Annotated in this window: 15 protein-coding genes; 5 read left to right on the top strand and 10 right to left on the bottom strand. The window is 44.5% G+C overall.

What is annotated here, in order from left to right; translation table 11 throughout:
* Nucleotides 1–35: 35 nt before the first annotated feature.
* Nucleotides 36–446, top strand: coding sequence for a Cu(I)-responsive transcriptional regulator (gene cueR / locus AC3Z9T_RS08435; protein ID WP_490125748.1), 411 nt, complete (start codon nt 36–38; stop codon nt 444–446).
* Here cueR and AC3Z9T_RS08430 read toward each other — a convergent pair.
* The 5 genes from AC3Z9T_RS08430 to tesA all read right to left on the bottom strand — a co-directional run bounded on the left by AC3Z9T_RS08430 (nt 400) and on the right by tesA (nt 4,250).
* Nucleotides 400–879: an NfeD family protein gene (locus AC3Z9T_RS08430; RefSeq protein WP_490125747.1), complete on the bottom strand. Its 480-nt coding sequence runs from the start codon at nt 877–879 to the stop codon at nt 400–402. The two genes, cueR and AC3Z9T_RS08430, sit on opposite strands and share 47 nt — an antisense overlap.
* On the bottom strand, nt 876–1,820 hold the full coding sequence (locus AC3Z9T_RS08425; protein ID WP_490125746.1) for an SPFH domain-containing protein: 945 nt from the start codon (nt 1,818–1,820) through the stop codon (nt 876–878). Before AC3Z9T_RS08425 ends, AC3Z9T_RS08430 begins: the two co-directional genes overlap by 4 nt.
* Before the next feature lie 13 nt (nt 1,821–1,833).
* Entirely contained in the window at nt 1,834–2,691 is an 858-nt protein-coding gene (locus AC3Z9T_RS08420) for a co-chaperone YbbN (RefSeq protein ID WP_490125745.1), read from the bottom strand.
* Nucleotides 2,692–2,750: 59 nt separating this feature from the next.
* Nucleotides 2,751–3,536 carry an SDR family oxidoreductase gene (locus AC3Z9T_RS08415; RefSeq protein WP_490125744.1) on the bottom strand — a complete coding sequence of 262 codons (786 nt, stop codon included), beginning with the start codon at nt 3,534–3,536 and terminating at the stop codon, nt 2,751–2,753.
* 72 nt (nt 3,537–3,608) lie between these two features.
* Nucleotides 3,609–4,250, bottom strand: coding sequence for a multifunctional acyl-CoA thioesterase I/protease I/lysophospholipase L1 (gene tesA / locus AC3Z9T_RS08410; protein WP_490125743.1), 642 nt, complete (start codon nt 4,248–4,250; stop codon nt 3,609–3,611).
* Here tesA and ybbA point away from each other — a divergent pair.
* The 3 genes from ybbA to AC3Z9T_RS08395 all read left to right on the top strand — a co-directional run bounded on the left by ybbA (nt 4,218) and on the right by AC3Z9T_RS08395 (nt 8,845).
* Nucleotides 4,218–4,904, top strand: a complete 687-nt coding sequence (ybbA, locus tag AC3Z9T_RS08405) for a putative ABC transporter ATP-binding protein YbbA (protein WP_490125742.1) — start codon at nt 4,218–4,220, stop codon at nt 4,902–4,904. The genes tesA and ybbA overlap by 33 nt on opposite strands.
* Nucleotides 4,901–7,345: a putative ABC transporter permease subunit YbbP gene (gene ybbP / locus AC3Z9T_RS08400; protein ID WP_490125741.1), complete on the top strand. Its 2,445-nt coding sequence runs from the start codon at nt 4,901–4,903 to the stop codon at nt 7,343–7,345. The genes ybbA and ybbP overlap by 4 nt, the downstream gene beginning before the upstream one ends.
* A gap of 135 nt (nt 7,346–7,480) precedes the next feature.
* Nucleotides 7,481–8,845, top strand: a complete 1,365-nt coding sequence (locus tag AC3Z9T_RS08395) for an esterase-like activity of phytase family protein (protein ID WP_490125740.1) — start codon at nt 7,481–7,483, stop codon at nt 8,843–8,845.
* A gap of 45 nt (nt 8,846–8,890) precedes the next feature.
* Here the strand turns inward: AC3Z9T_RS08395 and AC3Z9T_RS08390 are convergent, their stop codons facing one another.
* The 5 genes from AC3Z9T_RS08390 to ppiB form a co-directional block, all read right to left on the bottom strand.
* A complete protein-coding gene (locus AC3Z9T_RS08390) occupies nt 8,891–10,141 on the bottom strand; it encodes an MFS transporter (protein WP_490125739.1) in 1,251 nt (416 codons plus the stop codon).
* A 102-nt stretch (nt 10,142–10,243) separates the two neighbouring features.
* Nucleotides 10,244–11,326: a 5-(carboxyamino)imidazole ribonucleotide synthase gene (purK, locus tag AC3Z9T_RS08385; protein WP_490125738.1), complete on the bottom strand. Its 1,083-nt coding sequence runs from the start codon at nt 11,324–11,326 to the stop codon at nt 10,244–10,246.
* The gene (gene purE / locus AC3Z9T_RS08380) at nt 11,323–11,841 is read right to left on the bottom strand and encodes a 5-(carboxyamino)imidazole ribonucleotide mutase (protein WP_490125737.1); all 519 of its coding nucleotides are present in this window, start codon (nt 11,839–11,841) and stop codon (nt 11,323–11,325) included. Before purE ends, purK begins: the two co-directional genes overlap by 4 nt.
* Before the next feature lie 139 nt (nt 11,842–11,980).
* Entirely contained in the window at nt 11,981–12,712 is a 732-nt protein-coding gene (gene lpxH, locus AC3Z9T_RS08375; RefSeq protein WP_490125736.1) for a UDP-2,3-diacylglucosamine diphosphatase, read from the bottom strand.
* A gap of 11 nt (nt 12,713–12,723) precedes the next feature.
* Nucleotides 12,724–13,218, bottom strand: a complete 495-nt coding sequence (gene ppiB, locus AC3Z9T_RS08370; protein WP_490125735.1) for a peptidylprolyl isomerase B — start codon at nt 13,216–13,218, stop codon at nt 12,724–12,726.
* 292 nt (nt 13,219–13,510) lie between these two features.
* Here ppiB and cysS point away from each other — a divergent pair, with 292 nt between their 5' ends.
* On the top strand, nt 13,511–14,899 hold the full coding sequence (gene cysS / locus AC3Z9T_RS08365) for a cysteine--tRNA ligase (protein ID WP_490125734.1): 1,389 nt from the start codon (nt 13,511–13,513) through the stop codon (nt 14,897–14,899).
* The last annotated feature ends 68 nt before the right edge of the window (nt 14,900–14,967 follow it).

Here is a 14,967-nt window from a genome sequence, read left to right as displayed (position 1 = left end):
TTAAACCCTCCCACAAGGGTAAGGTCAAGGGAAATATGAATATTAGTGAAATTGCCAAAAAAACGGGGCTTACCGCAAAGGCGATCCGTTTTTATGAAGACAAAGGTTTGATCACACCACCTGAGCGTGGTGAAAATAGTTACCGTTACTATCAAGAGCGTCATGTTGATGAATTGAGCTTATTGAAGCAGGCAAAAGATGTTGGTTTTACTTTGGAAGAGTGCGGGGAGCTATTAGGGCTATTCCGTAACCCTTCGCGGCATAGCGCAGACGTTAAAAGTGCTACGATGGCAAAAATTACCGAGTTAGAGCAGACAATCGCTAAATTGTCTGCCATTAAAGAGACTCTGCAAAGTTTAGTGGATGCCTGCCCCGGTGATGAAGGGGCAGATTGCCCGATTATTGATCACTTGGCTCGAAGCTGCTGCCATCATGGCAAGGCTTAACGTGCAGTGTAATACCATCAACTGAGGTGATCACCACCTCAGTACCTGCTTTCAGTGGAATTTCGCTATAGGCACGCCAACTGCCATCGGCAAGTTTGACACGGCTAAAACCTTCATCAGTATCTGAAATTAAACGTACTTTGTGACCAATGAGCTGGTGGCTTTTTTGGTTAACATCATCGGCCTGAGGGTTTTTGCGTAAGCTAAGCCATTTACGCCACAACACGGCACAGACAATGGTTAAGATAGCAAACAAAATGCCTTGCCATTCCCAACCAATGAAAGGCAATACCAGTGCGATGATCGCCACGGCAACTGCGGCGACCCCCGACCATAATAGATAACCGCCTGTACCCAATAATTCAGCAATTAGCAATAAACCACCAAGGCATAGCCAAAACCATGCCGGTTGGGTACTGATCAGCTCTATCATGGCTTAGCCTGCTTCTTATCAGCACCGACTTTTTTGCTTTCGCTGATAAGTTCTGTGATCCCACCTATCGCACCCATCAGGTTGCTTGCCTCAAGTGGCATCATAATCACTTTACTGTTTTCAGCGGAACCAATACTGGTTAGCGCATCGGTATATTTTTGAGCAACGAAGTAGTTGATAGCCTGCACATCACCCGCCGCAATGGCTTCAGACACCATTTGAGTGGCTTTTGCTTCGGCTTCAGCGGCTCTTTCACGTGCTTCTGCTTGTAAGAAGGCTGATTGACGCTCACCTTCAGCACGCAAAATTTGTGATTGTTTTTCACCTTCGGCTTTGAGGATCGCCGCTTGGCGAATACCTTCCGCTTCAAGAATATCAGCACGTTTAGTTCGCTCAGCTTTCATCTGTGCGTTCATGGCGTTGATCAACTCTTTTGGCGGCTTTACATCACGGATTTCGATACGGGTGATTTTAACCCCCCAAGGGTTGGTCGCATCATCGACAATATGTAAAAGACGTGAGTTAATCGAGTCACGCTGTGAGAGCATTTCATCCAATTCCATTGAACCGAGTACAGTACGGATATTGGTCATGGTGAGGTTGAGAACGGATAACTCAAGGTTACTGACTTCATAAGCAGCGCGAACCGGATCGACCACTTGAATAAAGCATACGGCATCAATCGTCACGTTAGCATTATCGCGAGAGATAACTTCTTGTGAAGGAATATCAAGAACTTGTTCCATCATATTGATGCGGCGACCGATCCTATCCATAAATGGCACTAGGATATGTAGCCCCGGTTGTAACGTACGGGTATAGCGGCCGAAACGTTCAACGGTCCATTGGTAGCCTTGTGGTACGGTTTTTACACAGGTAAAAACAATAACAATGGCAATAAAAATGATTATTGGTATTGCACCATATGCGAACAAGTCCATTGTTAACCCTTAATTAGTAAAGTAATGAATACATTTGACGGCGGTATTTACTGGCTACAGCATCCCCTGTACCCATCGCAGACATGATATCCATCATGGTTTTTTTCACAGCGCCGTCTCCGGCACCAAGGTCTTTTCTCAAGAAGCTAAATAAAATTTCTAGCGCTTCTTCGTTACGATTCACTTCATGTAATTTTAGCGCTAATTGCACAGCAAGGGTGGCATTTTCGGGTGTTTCTGTGAATTGTTGCTGTAATTGTTGAATTTCAGGGGTATCTGCCGCTTGTCGTGATAGCTCGATTTGTGCAATTAGCCCTTGATAACGGCTGTCCTGATCTTGCATCGGAACGACTGACAGTGTTTTTTCAGCATCATCCACTTGGCCTAGGCCGATTTGCGTTTCGGCTAGCAAAAATGTGATGTCACTGTTTTTGGGATTTAACTGGTGTGCTTCTTTGAGTAGCGGTAGCGCTTCTTGCAGTTTCCCTTCCGCGATTAGCTCGGCTGCTTGTGCGGCTTTCAGCTCTTCTGGACTTGGTAATACGCGAGACAGCATTTCTAATACGACGTCTTCAGGCTGAGGGCCTTGGAAACCATCAACAGGGCGGCCTTCTTGTAAGATATAAACAGTTGGGATCGCTCTAAGGCCAAATTGCGCAGCAACGTTTTGTTCAACATCACAGTTAACACGCGCTAACATAAATAGACCTGCGTAGTCATTGGCAATTTTATCAAGTGTCGCGCCAAACTCTTGGCAGTGGGGGCTTTGAGCTGACCAGAAATAGAACATAACAGGCATGTTCATTGATTGTTCTACCACTTGGTGCAGGTTTTGTTCATTAACATCCACGATTTGGGCAAAAGCTTGCATAGTTGATCTCTTTTAAATAATTATTTAATACTTTAAAGGTGGGGCTAGATTGTGTTTTTTCAAGCCTTCTTGCCTTGTCCAGCCAGTATTTTATCCATTAGGCAGTCAGGAAGTATGCGTTTTAAAAACCGTACCACGACGGTCAATAGTGTCACTGAGTAGCGAATACGTGGTCGAGGGCTTTCCAGCGCATGCACTAATTTTGCAACCACATGTTCAGGTGTCAGGGTAAAACGCTCTGCAATACCGGGGTTTTTCACGGGTTTGTCTTGCTGGGTTTGAGCAACATTGTTGGTAAAACGAGTATGGATTGGCCCCGGTTCGATTAAACTGACATGAATACCCGAGCCTTTGAGCTCTAAGCGTAATGCATCAGACCAAGCTTCTAAGGCGTATTTGCTGGCGGCATAGGCACCACGACCGGGGGTCGAAATGATCCCCATGACTGAACTGGTTTGGACAATACGCCCTTCATGGTGTTGTAGCATGGCAGGGAGCAGTTTCAGGGTCAATTGGTGAACGCCGAAAAAGTTAGTCGAGAATTGTGCCTCTAATTGCTCACGGCTGATGCTAGTCAGTTCACCATAAACACCAAAACCTGCATTATTGAATAATCCGAAAAGTCGCCCATGGCACAGTGTCAGCACCTCTTCGGCTGCACGATCTATGCTAAGGTAATCATCAACATCAAGTGTGACAGCATCAAAGCCAAGCTCTTTTAGGCGTAAGACATCGTTTTCCTTACGGCAAGCGACGATGACATGGTAGCCACGCTGACGAAGAGTTTGAGCGGCACAAAAGCCGATACCGCTGGATGCACCTGTGATAAAGACCGATTTTTGCATAACTTTACCTACCTGTAGGCGCTAATTAAGATAAAAACTGTTTTACTGTCTTCAATTAAAGCTAGAACCAAACTATTTTGCTGATGGTACAAGGTAGGGCTTAAGTTGTGTTTCCATAAAATCAGCAATGGTTGGCTGGGCTTCTACGGTTGGGTGAATGCCATCTTGTTGGATCCACTCAGGCCGAGTAATGATGTTTTCCATATAAAAAGGCAGTAACGGAATCGCATTTTTTTCTGCCAATGTAGAGTAGACCTTTTCAAAGCTAGAAGTATAGCGTTTACCGTAGTTTGGCGGTATGCGAATTTGCATTAAAAGCGGTTTAGCGCCTGATTGGGTTATTTGTTGAATAATTTGTTGTAAAGTGTTTTCCATCTGCTCGACAGATAGCCCTTGTAAACCATCATTGGCACCTAACTCAATCAGCACCCAATCAGGTTTGTGTTGTTCAAGTAAAGCAGGAAGACGCTCTAGCCCTTGTGCAGAGGTGTTGCCACTGATACTACCGTTAATCACGATAACGGGCGGTGACAGTTTTTGCCAACGCTCGGCGAGTAATGAGGCCCATGCCTGCTCTGCCGGTAAGCGATAGCCAGCACTTAGGCTGTCACCAAGGATCAATAGTTTTGTGGCTGCGAGTGTTTGACCACTCGCGACAAATAACAGGAGAAATACCAGTAAATGTCGGCGGAAAATATTCTTGAAGTTCATCATCTCGTTAAACGTGTTGGTCAGGGTGAACATGAGCTCACTATATTGCAAGGTGTTGAGCTAATTGTCGAGTCTGGTCAAACAATTGCTTTGATCGGCGAGTCTGGTTCGGGGAAATCCACCTTATTAGGCATTATTGCCGGTTTAGATGATGGTAGTAGCGGTAGCGTCAGTTTACTGGGGCAAGAGCTCACCCAAATGAATGAGGAGCAACGTGCCTTTTTGCGAGCACAAAGTGTTGGCTTTGTCTTTCAATCTTTTATGTTGATACCCACATTAAATGCGTTAGAAAACGTGCAACTACCTGCTTTATTGCGTGGTGAGCCTGAATCCGCCAGCCAACAACAAGCTGCCAATTTATTAGCGGAGCTGGGGCTAGGAAACCGTTTAAAACACATGCCTGCACAACTTTCAGGTGGTGAACAACAACGAGTGGCATTAGCCAGAGCATTCAATGGTCGACCAAAAATCTTGTTTGCTGATGAGCCCACTGGCAACCTTGACCGCCACACAGGGGATAAAATCGCAGATTTACTGTTTTCAATGAATAAAGAGCACGGCACAACGTTGATCCTTGTCACCCATGATAATGAGCTGGCGGCACGCTGTCAGCGCCGTTTACGGTTAGTTGATGGTGTGTTGAGGGAAGAGTCATGATTTGGCGTTGGTTTTGGCGTGAATGGAAAACGCCATCACTGCTGATTGTGTGGCTGGCGCTAACATTAGCGGTTGCGTGCGTTTTGGCATTGGGACGAATTAGCGATCGCATTGAAAATAGCATGAGTTATCAGAGCCGTGAGCTACTGGCGGGCGATCTCGTTTTGCGCTCCTCTCAACCCAGTGAGGCAACTTGGTTACAACAGGCTAAAGACGATGGCTTGAAACTCAGCCAGCAAATGTCATTTTCGACGATGGCTTATTCAACGGCAGATGAAAACTTACGACCACAATTGGTGCTGGTTAAAGCTGCCGATGCTGCCTATCCGTTATACGGTGATTTAGTCACTGAGCCAGCGGGTCTTCGCCCAACCAAAGGGGAGATCTTGGTTACGCCACGCCTGCTTGAATTACTCAACCTCAAAATTGGTGATGACATCGATATCGGTGATGCCACATTGAAAGTAGCAGGGCAGTTAATTCAAGAGCCTGATAGTGGCTTTAATCCTTTTCAAATTGCACCTCGTGTATTGATTTCGCTCGATGATGCACAAGCAACAGGTGCTGTGCAAGTTGGCAGCCGTTTAACCTATCGTGAGATGTTTGCAGGTGACACGGCAGTGATTGATGCTTTTGAAGCCCAATATGACAAACAACTGAGAACCGATCAGCGTTGGTATACCTTAAAAGATAATAGTGGCGCGGTGGGCAAAACTTTCCAGCGCGCTCAACAGTTTTTGCTGCTGTCTGTATTACTGACCTTGCTGTTAGCGATAGCCGCCGTGGTGGTTTCAATGAGCCACTATTGCCGTAGCCGTCATCAGTTAGTTGCGGTGCTGAAAACATTGGGAGCGGGTCGTTCAGCTTTACAAAAATGGATTATCGGTCAGTGGCTAGTCATACTCATTGCGGCAGCCTTGTTAGGCTCACTGCTTGGGTTAGCGTTTGAAGGTATTTTAATGCAAATACTGGGTGCCATGTTACCTAAGGCCTTACCATCAGCCAGTTTATGGCCTTGGGTGTGGGCGATTGGCACTTTATTTGTGATTGCGATTATTGTTGGGATCCGCCCGTATCGCCAATTAATGGCAACCCAGCCATCGCGTGTGTTGCGTGAGGATGCTGCTTCACCAATTTGGCCACTACGTTACTATCTGCCTATTGTTACGTTAATTGTGGTTGGTGGGTTATTTTTATTTGCAGGAGTCAACCCACTGCTATGGTCAATTCTAATTGGTATTGTGATTGTTGCGGTTCTATTGGCGTTAATTGGTTGGCTAGGTTTATGGGTACTGCGCCAATTTAAGTTCAAACAACTCAGTTTGCGCCTTTCTGTCAGTCGTTTGCTGCGCCAGCCGCTACAGACGATCACGCAAATGAGTGCATTTTCGCTGTCATTTATGTTGTTAGCGTTGTTGATTTTAGTCAGAGGGGATTTATTGGATCGCTGGCAGCAACAATTGCCAGCCGATAGCCCAAATTATTTCCTGATCAACATGAATGAAAGCCAGATCAAACCGGTTACTGAATTATTGGTTCAAAACCAAGTCAAACCGACGGATTTCTATCCAGTTGTGTTAGCGCGTTTAGCTGAGATTAATGACACATCGGCGATTGAGTGGGCGGACGCTCGTGACCCTGATAATAACACGGTGCGTCGTGAATTAAGCTTAACATGGCAAGCGAAGTTGCCTGAAGCCAATGTGTTAGATCAAGGCACATGGCCACCGAAAGTGGGTGAAGTTTCAATTGAACAAACCGTCGTGAAAGAGCTTGGCATTAAAATTGGTGACAAACTGACATTTAATGCAGGTGCTCAGGAGTTTAGCGCTACGGTAAGCAGTATTCGCACTGTTGATTGGGAGAGCTTGCGGCCTAACTTTTTCTTTATCTTCTCTGAAGGCACCTTGAAAGATGTGCCCGCGACATGGATGAGCAGTTTCCACTATGAAGGCGATGGCAAGTTACTGACTGATTTAAGCCGCAATTACCCAACAATCAATGTATTAGATATAGGGGCATTGATCGCACAAATTCAGCAGATCTTACAGCAAGTCAGCCAAGCGCTAGAAGTGATGGTAGTGCTAGTGATTTTCTGCGGTTTACTACTGTTATTGGCGCAAATTCAAGTCGGTATGAGCCAACGAGAACGTGAGTTAGTGGTTTACCGTACATTAGGAGCAAGCAAAAAGCTGATGCGTCGCACGCTATGGAGCGAATTTGTGTTATTAGGACTGATGGCTGGGCTAGCGGCGGCCTTTGGTGCTGAAGTGGCATTATGGTTGTTACAAACGAAAGTGTTTGATTTCCCTTGGCAGCCTGAATGGTCAATGTGGTTATTGTTACCGCTATGTGCTGCGTTGCTATTATCAGTCTGTGGCAGCTGGCTTGGGCTGCGTTTGCTAGGTACAGGCAATCAGCATCGCCGAATGTCAGTGTGATCTTAGTGGCTTCTTGTTGTTGATAAAGCAAGAAGCCATTCAAATAATCGTCTTATAATCATCACCAAACTGTCATTTATCCTGCTTATTATCCCATCGTCAATAATGATAAACGTTACGAATGGGAACAAAATAATGCAGCCGCACCGTACCATAAAACTGAGTTCATTATCACTACTTGCAACTTTGGTTGCCTTTTCTACCACAGGGTATGCTCAACAAGAAGTACCAGCAACGTTGGCTGGCCACTCAATTTTAGCGGTTGATTCTACCGTACCCGCGCCTGCTGATGCGCCAAAAGATTTACAAGTTAGCGGTAAATATACGACGGGTAATCGTATTGATCAGTTAGGCAAGGTTGAAGGTAAGTCAGCCGATCGTCCGACTGGTATGCATGTGCCAATCACAGGTCAGCCACTGCAAGGTCACTCAGGTATTAAACGCATGGCCGATGGCACTTATTGGGTGTTAACCGATAATGGTTATGGTAATAAAGTGAATTCACCAGACTCGATGCTTTACTTAACGCAATATGATATTGATTTTAAAACAGGCAAAGTGGATCCATTAAAAACGGTATTTTTCCATGATCCGGATAAAATCATTCCATTTCATATTATTAATGAAAGTAGCGATAAGCGCTATTTAACTGGTAGTGACTTTGATCCTGAAAGTTTCCAATTTGCAGATGGTGCACTGTGGGTCGGGGAAGAGTTTGGACCTTATCTGATAAAAATGGATCTCAATGGTAAGGTATTAGCGCTATTTGAAACCCAAGTTGATGGCAAAAAAGTGGTTTCACCTGATCACTATCAAGTCACCACACCGGGTAAACCTACTGATAAAGTGAGTTTCCAAGTCAATCGTTCAAAAGGTTTTGAAGGAATGGCTTCTTCACCTGATGGCAGCAAGCTGTATCCAATGCTAGAAGGCGCTTTATGGAATGAAGAAAAACAAGACTATGAAAATGTTGATGGTAAACGCGCTGCACGAATTCTTGAATTCGATGTAAAAAATCAGCAATGGACAGGCCGTAGCTGGCTGTATGTCTTTGAAGACAATCAAAATGCGATCGGCGATTTCAATATGATCGATGATAGCCATGGATTGATTATTGAACGAGATAATGGCGAAGGAACTGCTGATAAAGCTTGCGCGGAGGGGGTAACAGATACCACCAACTGCTTTAGCAATTTAGCTAAATTCAAACGTGTTTACCGTATTGAGTTTTCAGATAAAAACCAAGGTGCACCGGTTGATAAGCAAGCTTACATTGATTTAATGAATATTAAAGACCCAGAAGGTGTCGCCAAAAAACCATTAAATGATGGCGTATTTACCTTCCCATTCTTTACCATTGAAAACGTTGATGTTGTTGATAATGAGCACATCATTGTTGGCAACGACAATAACTACCCATTTTCATCTAGCCGTGAGCCAAACCAAGCGGATGATAACGAATTTATCTTGCTGAAAGTGCCTGCGTTGTTAAATCCTTAATTTCCTTGTTTATTGATTTTGCTCGGGCTCATCACCCGAGTTTTTTTATTTTTTTGCAGACAAAACAGGCGGTTTCATCATTAAAGTGAGTATGAGGATCACAAGGACTGGCGCAGCAATAATTAAAAATGCAGGGGTAAAGCTATGGGTATAGTCTTTAACTGCACCAGCAATAAATGGCGCAAGGCAAGCAACAGTGGAGATCAAATTGACCACTGAAAACAATTCTAAATAAGGGCCACGGCCAAAATAGTTTGAAAGTAATACGCTCGAAGCCAAAAAGGTCATGCCATAACCAATTCCAACACACAGCACAAATAAAATCAGCCATAACCATGAAGTCGCGATGCTCAAGCAAATGACACCAAACACCATGATGATCAGGCTGCCTATCAGTAATTTTTTAGGCTCTAGCCATTCGCCCGCAGCGCCACCGATAAATCGAGAGAACGCATTTACAAAAGCCATAGTGCTGAGCAGGGAAACGGCAACGGTCATGCCAAAACCGCGTTCTTCAATATGGGCGACAGCAAAACTGTTTACGGTGATCCCACACCATAAAAAGGAGGTGTAGGTGGCGGCAATCAAATAAAATTGCCAAGTGCGTAAGGCACGGCGTACTGTCCAAACTTCTTTGGTACGGTAGACGGGTTTGCTAGCGTCGCTGACCTGTTTTTGCATGATATTTTTAGCATGCTCTTGTTCACGTTTACCTTCACGTAACGCCAGTATGGTGATCAAGGTGACTACGCTGAGGTAAATCGCACATAGCACCCAGTGCATACGCCATGAGCCAAGTTGATTTGAAGCGTAGAAATAGATCCAAGGCCCTGCGACTCCACCTAAACCGCCAATAGTGAAGTAAAGGCCAAAGGCCAGTGATTGCTTTTCAAATAATCGGGAGAGTACATAGGTTCCCGGTACAGTCGCCAGCAGAGTAAAACCAATACCAATCAAGGCAGTGCCGAGAAAATAGCGGCTAATGGTTTCGGTTGAATAGAGGCTATAAAAACCGGCAACAAATACTAAGGTACCTAACAATAGTGTCAGGCGAACACCGATTTTGCGGATCAATAAAGAAGGGAGAAAACTGGCAAGGCCACAGGTCAAACCCAGTAATGTGAAGCCAAAACCGGCTTCAGTCCAACTCCATTTTAACTCACCAATCATACCGGGCAGCACGACACCAAGTGAGGTAAAGGTGGTTGCTGTGGCAAGGAAATACACCATTCCTAATAGGATCAGGATACTCCACTGATACAGTGGGCTAAACAGCGAGGAATTTGTGGTTGCCATGTCAACTCCAATCACACTGCCTGTTTTGTTGGCTAAAACGACAGTGATGTAAAACGCAAGATGCCCGAAAAATCGGGCATCGAATGACGGTATTTTCGCTGTTTATGAGTTACAGTGCCAGTCTAATTTTGCATTTGCCCACTCAATGCCACTTTTGTACTCATTTGGTAGCATGCTTGCCAACGAAGTGAGCGTGTTTGCCAAAACAGATGCATCGCTGTGCGTCAGATTTAAATGACCGACTTTTCGGACGGGGCGAACTTCTTTTTCATACCAATGCAAATGAACTAACGGTAAGCTTAACCACTGTGGATTAACCGCTGTACCAATCAGGTTCACCATGACTGATGGGCTGAAAACCTCTGGTGATGGCATCGGTAAATCTAAAATAGCACGTAAATGCAGCTCAAACTGGCTAATCGAAGCACCATTTTGTGTCCAGTGACCGCTGTTATGTACCCGAGGTGCAATCTCATTGATCAGCAGTTTATCACCAACTACAAAGCACTCCATAGCCATCACACCGATATAATCAAGCTCATTCATCACTGCGCTTAGCATGTGCTGAGCTTGTTGTTGCTGCGAGTTAGATGTTTTAGGGAAGGCGACACTGGTACGTAAAATACCTTCTTGGTGAAGGTTATGGGTGATTGGGTAAAATACACAGTCACCTGCGCGATTGCGAGCGCCAATTACTGAGACCTCTGCATCAAATGGGATCCCTTTTTCGACAATGCATTCACCATAGATTTCTTCAGGGAGATCAACTTCATCACCGGGGCGAACTCGCCATTGGCCTCGTCCGTCATAACCGCCAGTTCTACGTTTAACGATCAAGAAATCACCGAGTGTGGCAAATAACTCAGGCCATTGTGTTTTTGACTCAAGTCTTGTCCATGGTGCAGTTGATAAATTCAATGAATCGAACAGGCTTTTTTGTGGAAATCTATCGGCTAAGCGCGGAAAGATATCACGGTTAATGAAAGCGTTATGGCGCTCTAACTCTTTCGTCAGAGGGGTTTCAGGCCAACGTTCAATTTCTGCGGTGATCACGCTTTGTTGATAGGGAACCGCTTCAGGCTCGGCATCTAAACCAACAGGGAATACCGCAATACCTAATGGCTCACCAGCTTGACGTAACATCCGACCGAGTTGACCATTGCCAAGGACGCAAACCGGTTTCATTGTGCCTCCCGAGGATCTGGGTTATTTAGCACATCGTTAGTTTGGGTTTCACGCCAAGTCGATAAGCGAGCAAAAATAGCTGCGTCAGTGGTTGCAAGGATTTGAGCCGCCAATAGCGCTGCATTTGCTGCACCTGCTTTACCAATTGCTAATGTACCAACAGGGATCCCTTTAGGCATTTGTACGATGGAGTAGAGGCTATCGACACCACTTAATGCAGCACTTTGTACAGGCACACCCAATACAGGTACTAACGTTTTTGCCGCTAACATACCCGGTAAGTGGGCTGCACCACCAGCACCTGCAATGATCACATTGAAGCCATTGCCTTTCGCTTGTTCAGCAAAGGAAAACAGTTTGTCTGGGGTACGGTGTGCGGAGACTATTTCAACGTGAAACGGCAATTGCAGCTCAGTTAAGACATCAGCGGCATGTTGCATGGTCGTCCAGTCACTTTTAGAACCCATAACAATGGCGATTTTTGCCGCAGATTGAGCAGGTACTTGGGCAGTCATGTGGTGTGATCCCTGTGGTTAATAAATTTTCACCGTGAGGTGGGAAAAATGAATTGGCCTGATCATATCATGGTAACTGAGTAAGGAAAACGTTTGCGTGGTTAAAAAGTCAGCAAACGAGAGAGGTTAGGATGATTATTTATGCGGATTGGAATGGGAAAAAAATTAAATCAATACCTTGTTCATTGATCACAAATGCAGAGCCCTCATGGTGCCATGCGCCTAAAACACCACGATAACATTGTTTATCACCTACAGAAACTTCATGAATGGCAGGGCGGTGAGTGTGCCCATGGATCATCCAATCTGCTTGATAGTGAGTTAATGCGTTAACAACCGCTTGCGGGTTCACATCCATAATCGATTCTGCTTTCATACTGCTGGCATATTGGCTGTTTTTACGCATTTTTTCAGCAATACGGCGACGAATAAATAAAGGTAGTGTTAGGAAAATTCGTTGGATCCACGGCGAGTGCACTTTTTTACGATAATCTTGATAGGCTTGGTCATCAATGCACAATGTATCACCATGCATGATAAGTACCCGCTTTCCATACAATTCAAGTAGGGTTTCTTGAGGCAAAATGGTCATGCCACATTGTTTGGCATAGCGTTTACCCAATAAAAAGTCACGATTACCATGAATAAAGTAGCAAGGAATTCCTCGCCCGCTGAGCATTTTTAAGCTGTCAGCGACTTGCTGGTGGAGCTCCGTTTTATCATCATCGCCAATCCAATAATTAAAAAAATCACCCAGTATATATAGGCTGTCAGCATGGATGGCTTGCTGATGAATAAAATTGATAAAACCGGCGGTGATCGCCGGTTCATCTTCACTCAAATGCAGATCTGCAATGATATAAGTGGACATATTGCGTCGAATTACTCGCTGATAGTCACTTTTTCGATCAGAACATCTTCACGTGGAACGTCTTGGTGGTAACCGCTGTTACCGGTTGAAACGCCTTTGATTTTGTCAACGACGTCCATACCTTCAACCACTTCTGCAAATACACAGTAACCCCAACCATCTGGGCGTTCTGAACGGAAGTTAAGGAAGTCGTTATCAACCACGTTGATGAAGAATTGTGCGGTTGCTGAATGTGGGTCGTTAGTACGTGCCATCGCTAGCGTACCACGTGTGTTTTTTAAGCCGTTGTTAGCTTCGTTTTTGATTTGTGCTTTTGTGTCTTTTTGCTTCATGCCTGGCTCAAAACCACCGCCTTGGATCATGAAACCATTAATAACACGGTGGAAAATGGTATTATCGTAAAAACCTTCACGGCAGTAATTTAAAAAGTTTTCGACGGTTACTGGCGCTTTGTCGTCAAAAGTTTTAATAACAATGTCACCGTGATTGGTATGAAAAGTCACCATAATAGCTATCCTGAATAATTGTATTTTACACACCTTCAGATGAAGGCGTTATTGTCAGAAAGTTTATATCACAGATGAATCCCAACTTGAAGTGACGGAGCTTGATCCACTGATGAAAAATAGACAGATAAATACTGTGGTTAAACCTTGCATTATTGCTGTGTTCAGGTTTGAATAATGTGTTATTTTATAAAAACTAGTGCCTTTTGTAATATAGTTATAATTTATTCTTATTATTCGCTTAAGTAAGCGAAGCTCTAAAACACACGTACAGATAACATGGAATAATCAGATGCTACAGATTTTTAATACACTGAGTCGCCAAAAAGAAGAATTTAAACCTATTCACTCAGGGAAAATTGGGATGTACGTGTGTGGCATTACCATTTACGACTTGTGTCATATTGGTCATGGGCGCACATTTGTCGCGTTTGATGCGATTAGCCGCTACCTACGCTATTTAGGTTACGATGTGAACTATGTGCGTAACGTGACCGATATTGACGATAAAATTATCAAACGTGCGGCGGAAAACGGTGAAACCGTTGATGAGCTGACCACTCGCATGTTGGCTGAAATGCATAAAGATTTCGATGCATTAAATATCTTACGCCCTGATAGCGAGCCACGTGCGACACGACATATCGAAGAAATTATTGAAATCACTGACCTGCTAATCAAGCGTGGCCACGCTTATGTGGCAGATAACGGCGATGTGATGTTTGAAGTCAAAACTGATAAAAACTATGGTTTGCTGTCGCGTCAAGATTTGGAACAGTTACAAGCAGGTGCTCGCGTTGAAGTGGCTGATGTAAAACGCAACCCAATGGATTTTGTGTTGTGGAAAATGTCGAAAGAAGGCGAGCCTAGCTGGGAGTCTCCTTGGGGATTAGGCCGTCCTGGTTGGCATATCGAATGTTCGGCAATGAACAGCAAGGCATTAGGCAACCATTTTGATATCCATGGCGGTGGTTCTGACTTGATGTTCCCGCATCATGAGAATGAAATTGCTCAATCTTCATGTGCACATGATGGACCGTATGTTAATTACTGGATGCATTCAGGCATGGTGATGGTTGATCGCGAAAAAATGTCTAAATCGCTAAACAACTTTTTCACTATTCGTGATGTGCTGGAATATTACGATGCAGAAACAGTGCGGTATTTCTTATTATCGGGCCACTATCGTAGCCAGTTAAACTATACAGAAGAGAACTTAAAGCAGGCTCGCACTGCGCTTGAACGTTTATATACTGCATTACGCGGTACTGATAAATCCGTTGAAGCAGCTGGCGGAGAGGTATTTAAACAGCGTTTTGAAGAAGCGATGAATGATGATTTTAATACCCCAGAAGCCTATTCGGTACTGTTTGATCTGGCGCGTGAAGTTAACCGTCTGAAATCAGAAAATATGAATGCTGCTAATGCGTTAGCCGCAGAGCTGCGCAAGCTGGCTAATGTGTTAGGACTGCTGGAGCAAGAACCTGAAGCCTTCTTACAGGGGAATGCACAAAGTGAAGGCGATGATGAAGTGGCTAAAATCGAAGCTCTGATCAAGCAACGTAATGATGCACGTCAAAGCAAAGAGTGGGCTTTAGCAGATGCAGCACGCGATGAACTGACGGCAATGGGTATTGTGCTTGAAGATGGTGCACAAGGGACTATCTGGCGTCGTAAGTAAGTTTCTATATTAAAATAATCAATCAGCCCGTTAATGGTGTTTGGCACTGTTAACGGGTTTTTTATTGG

The sequence above is a fragment of the Providencia sp. 6390 genome (assembly GCF_058148425.1).
The sequence above is the reverse complement of the archived record's forward strand: the minus strand, read 5'-3'. Positions and strand labels throughout refer to the sequence as shown.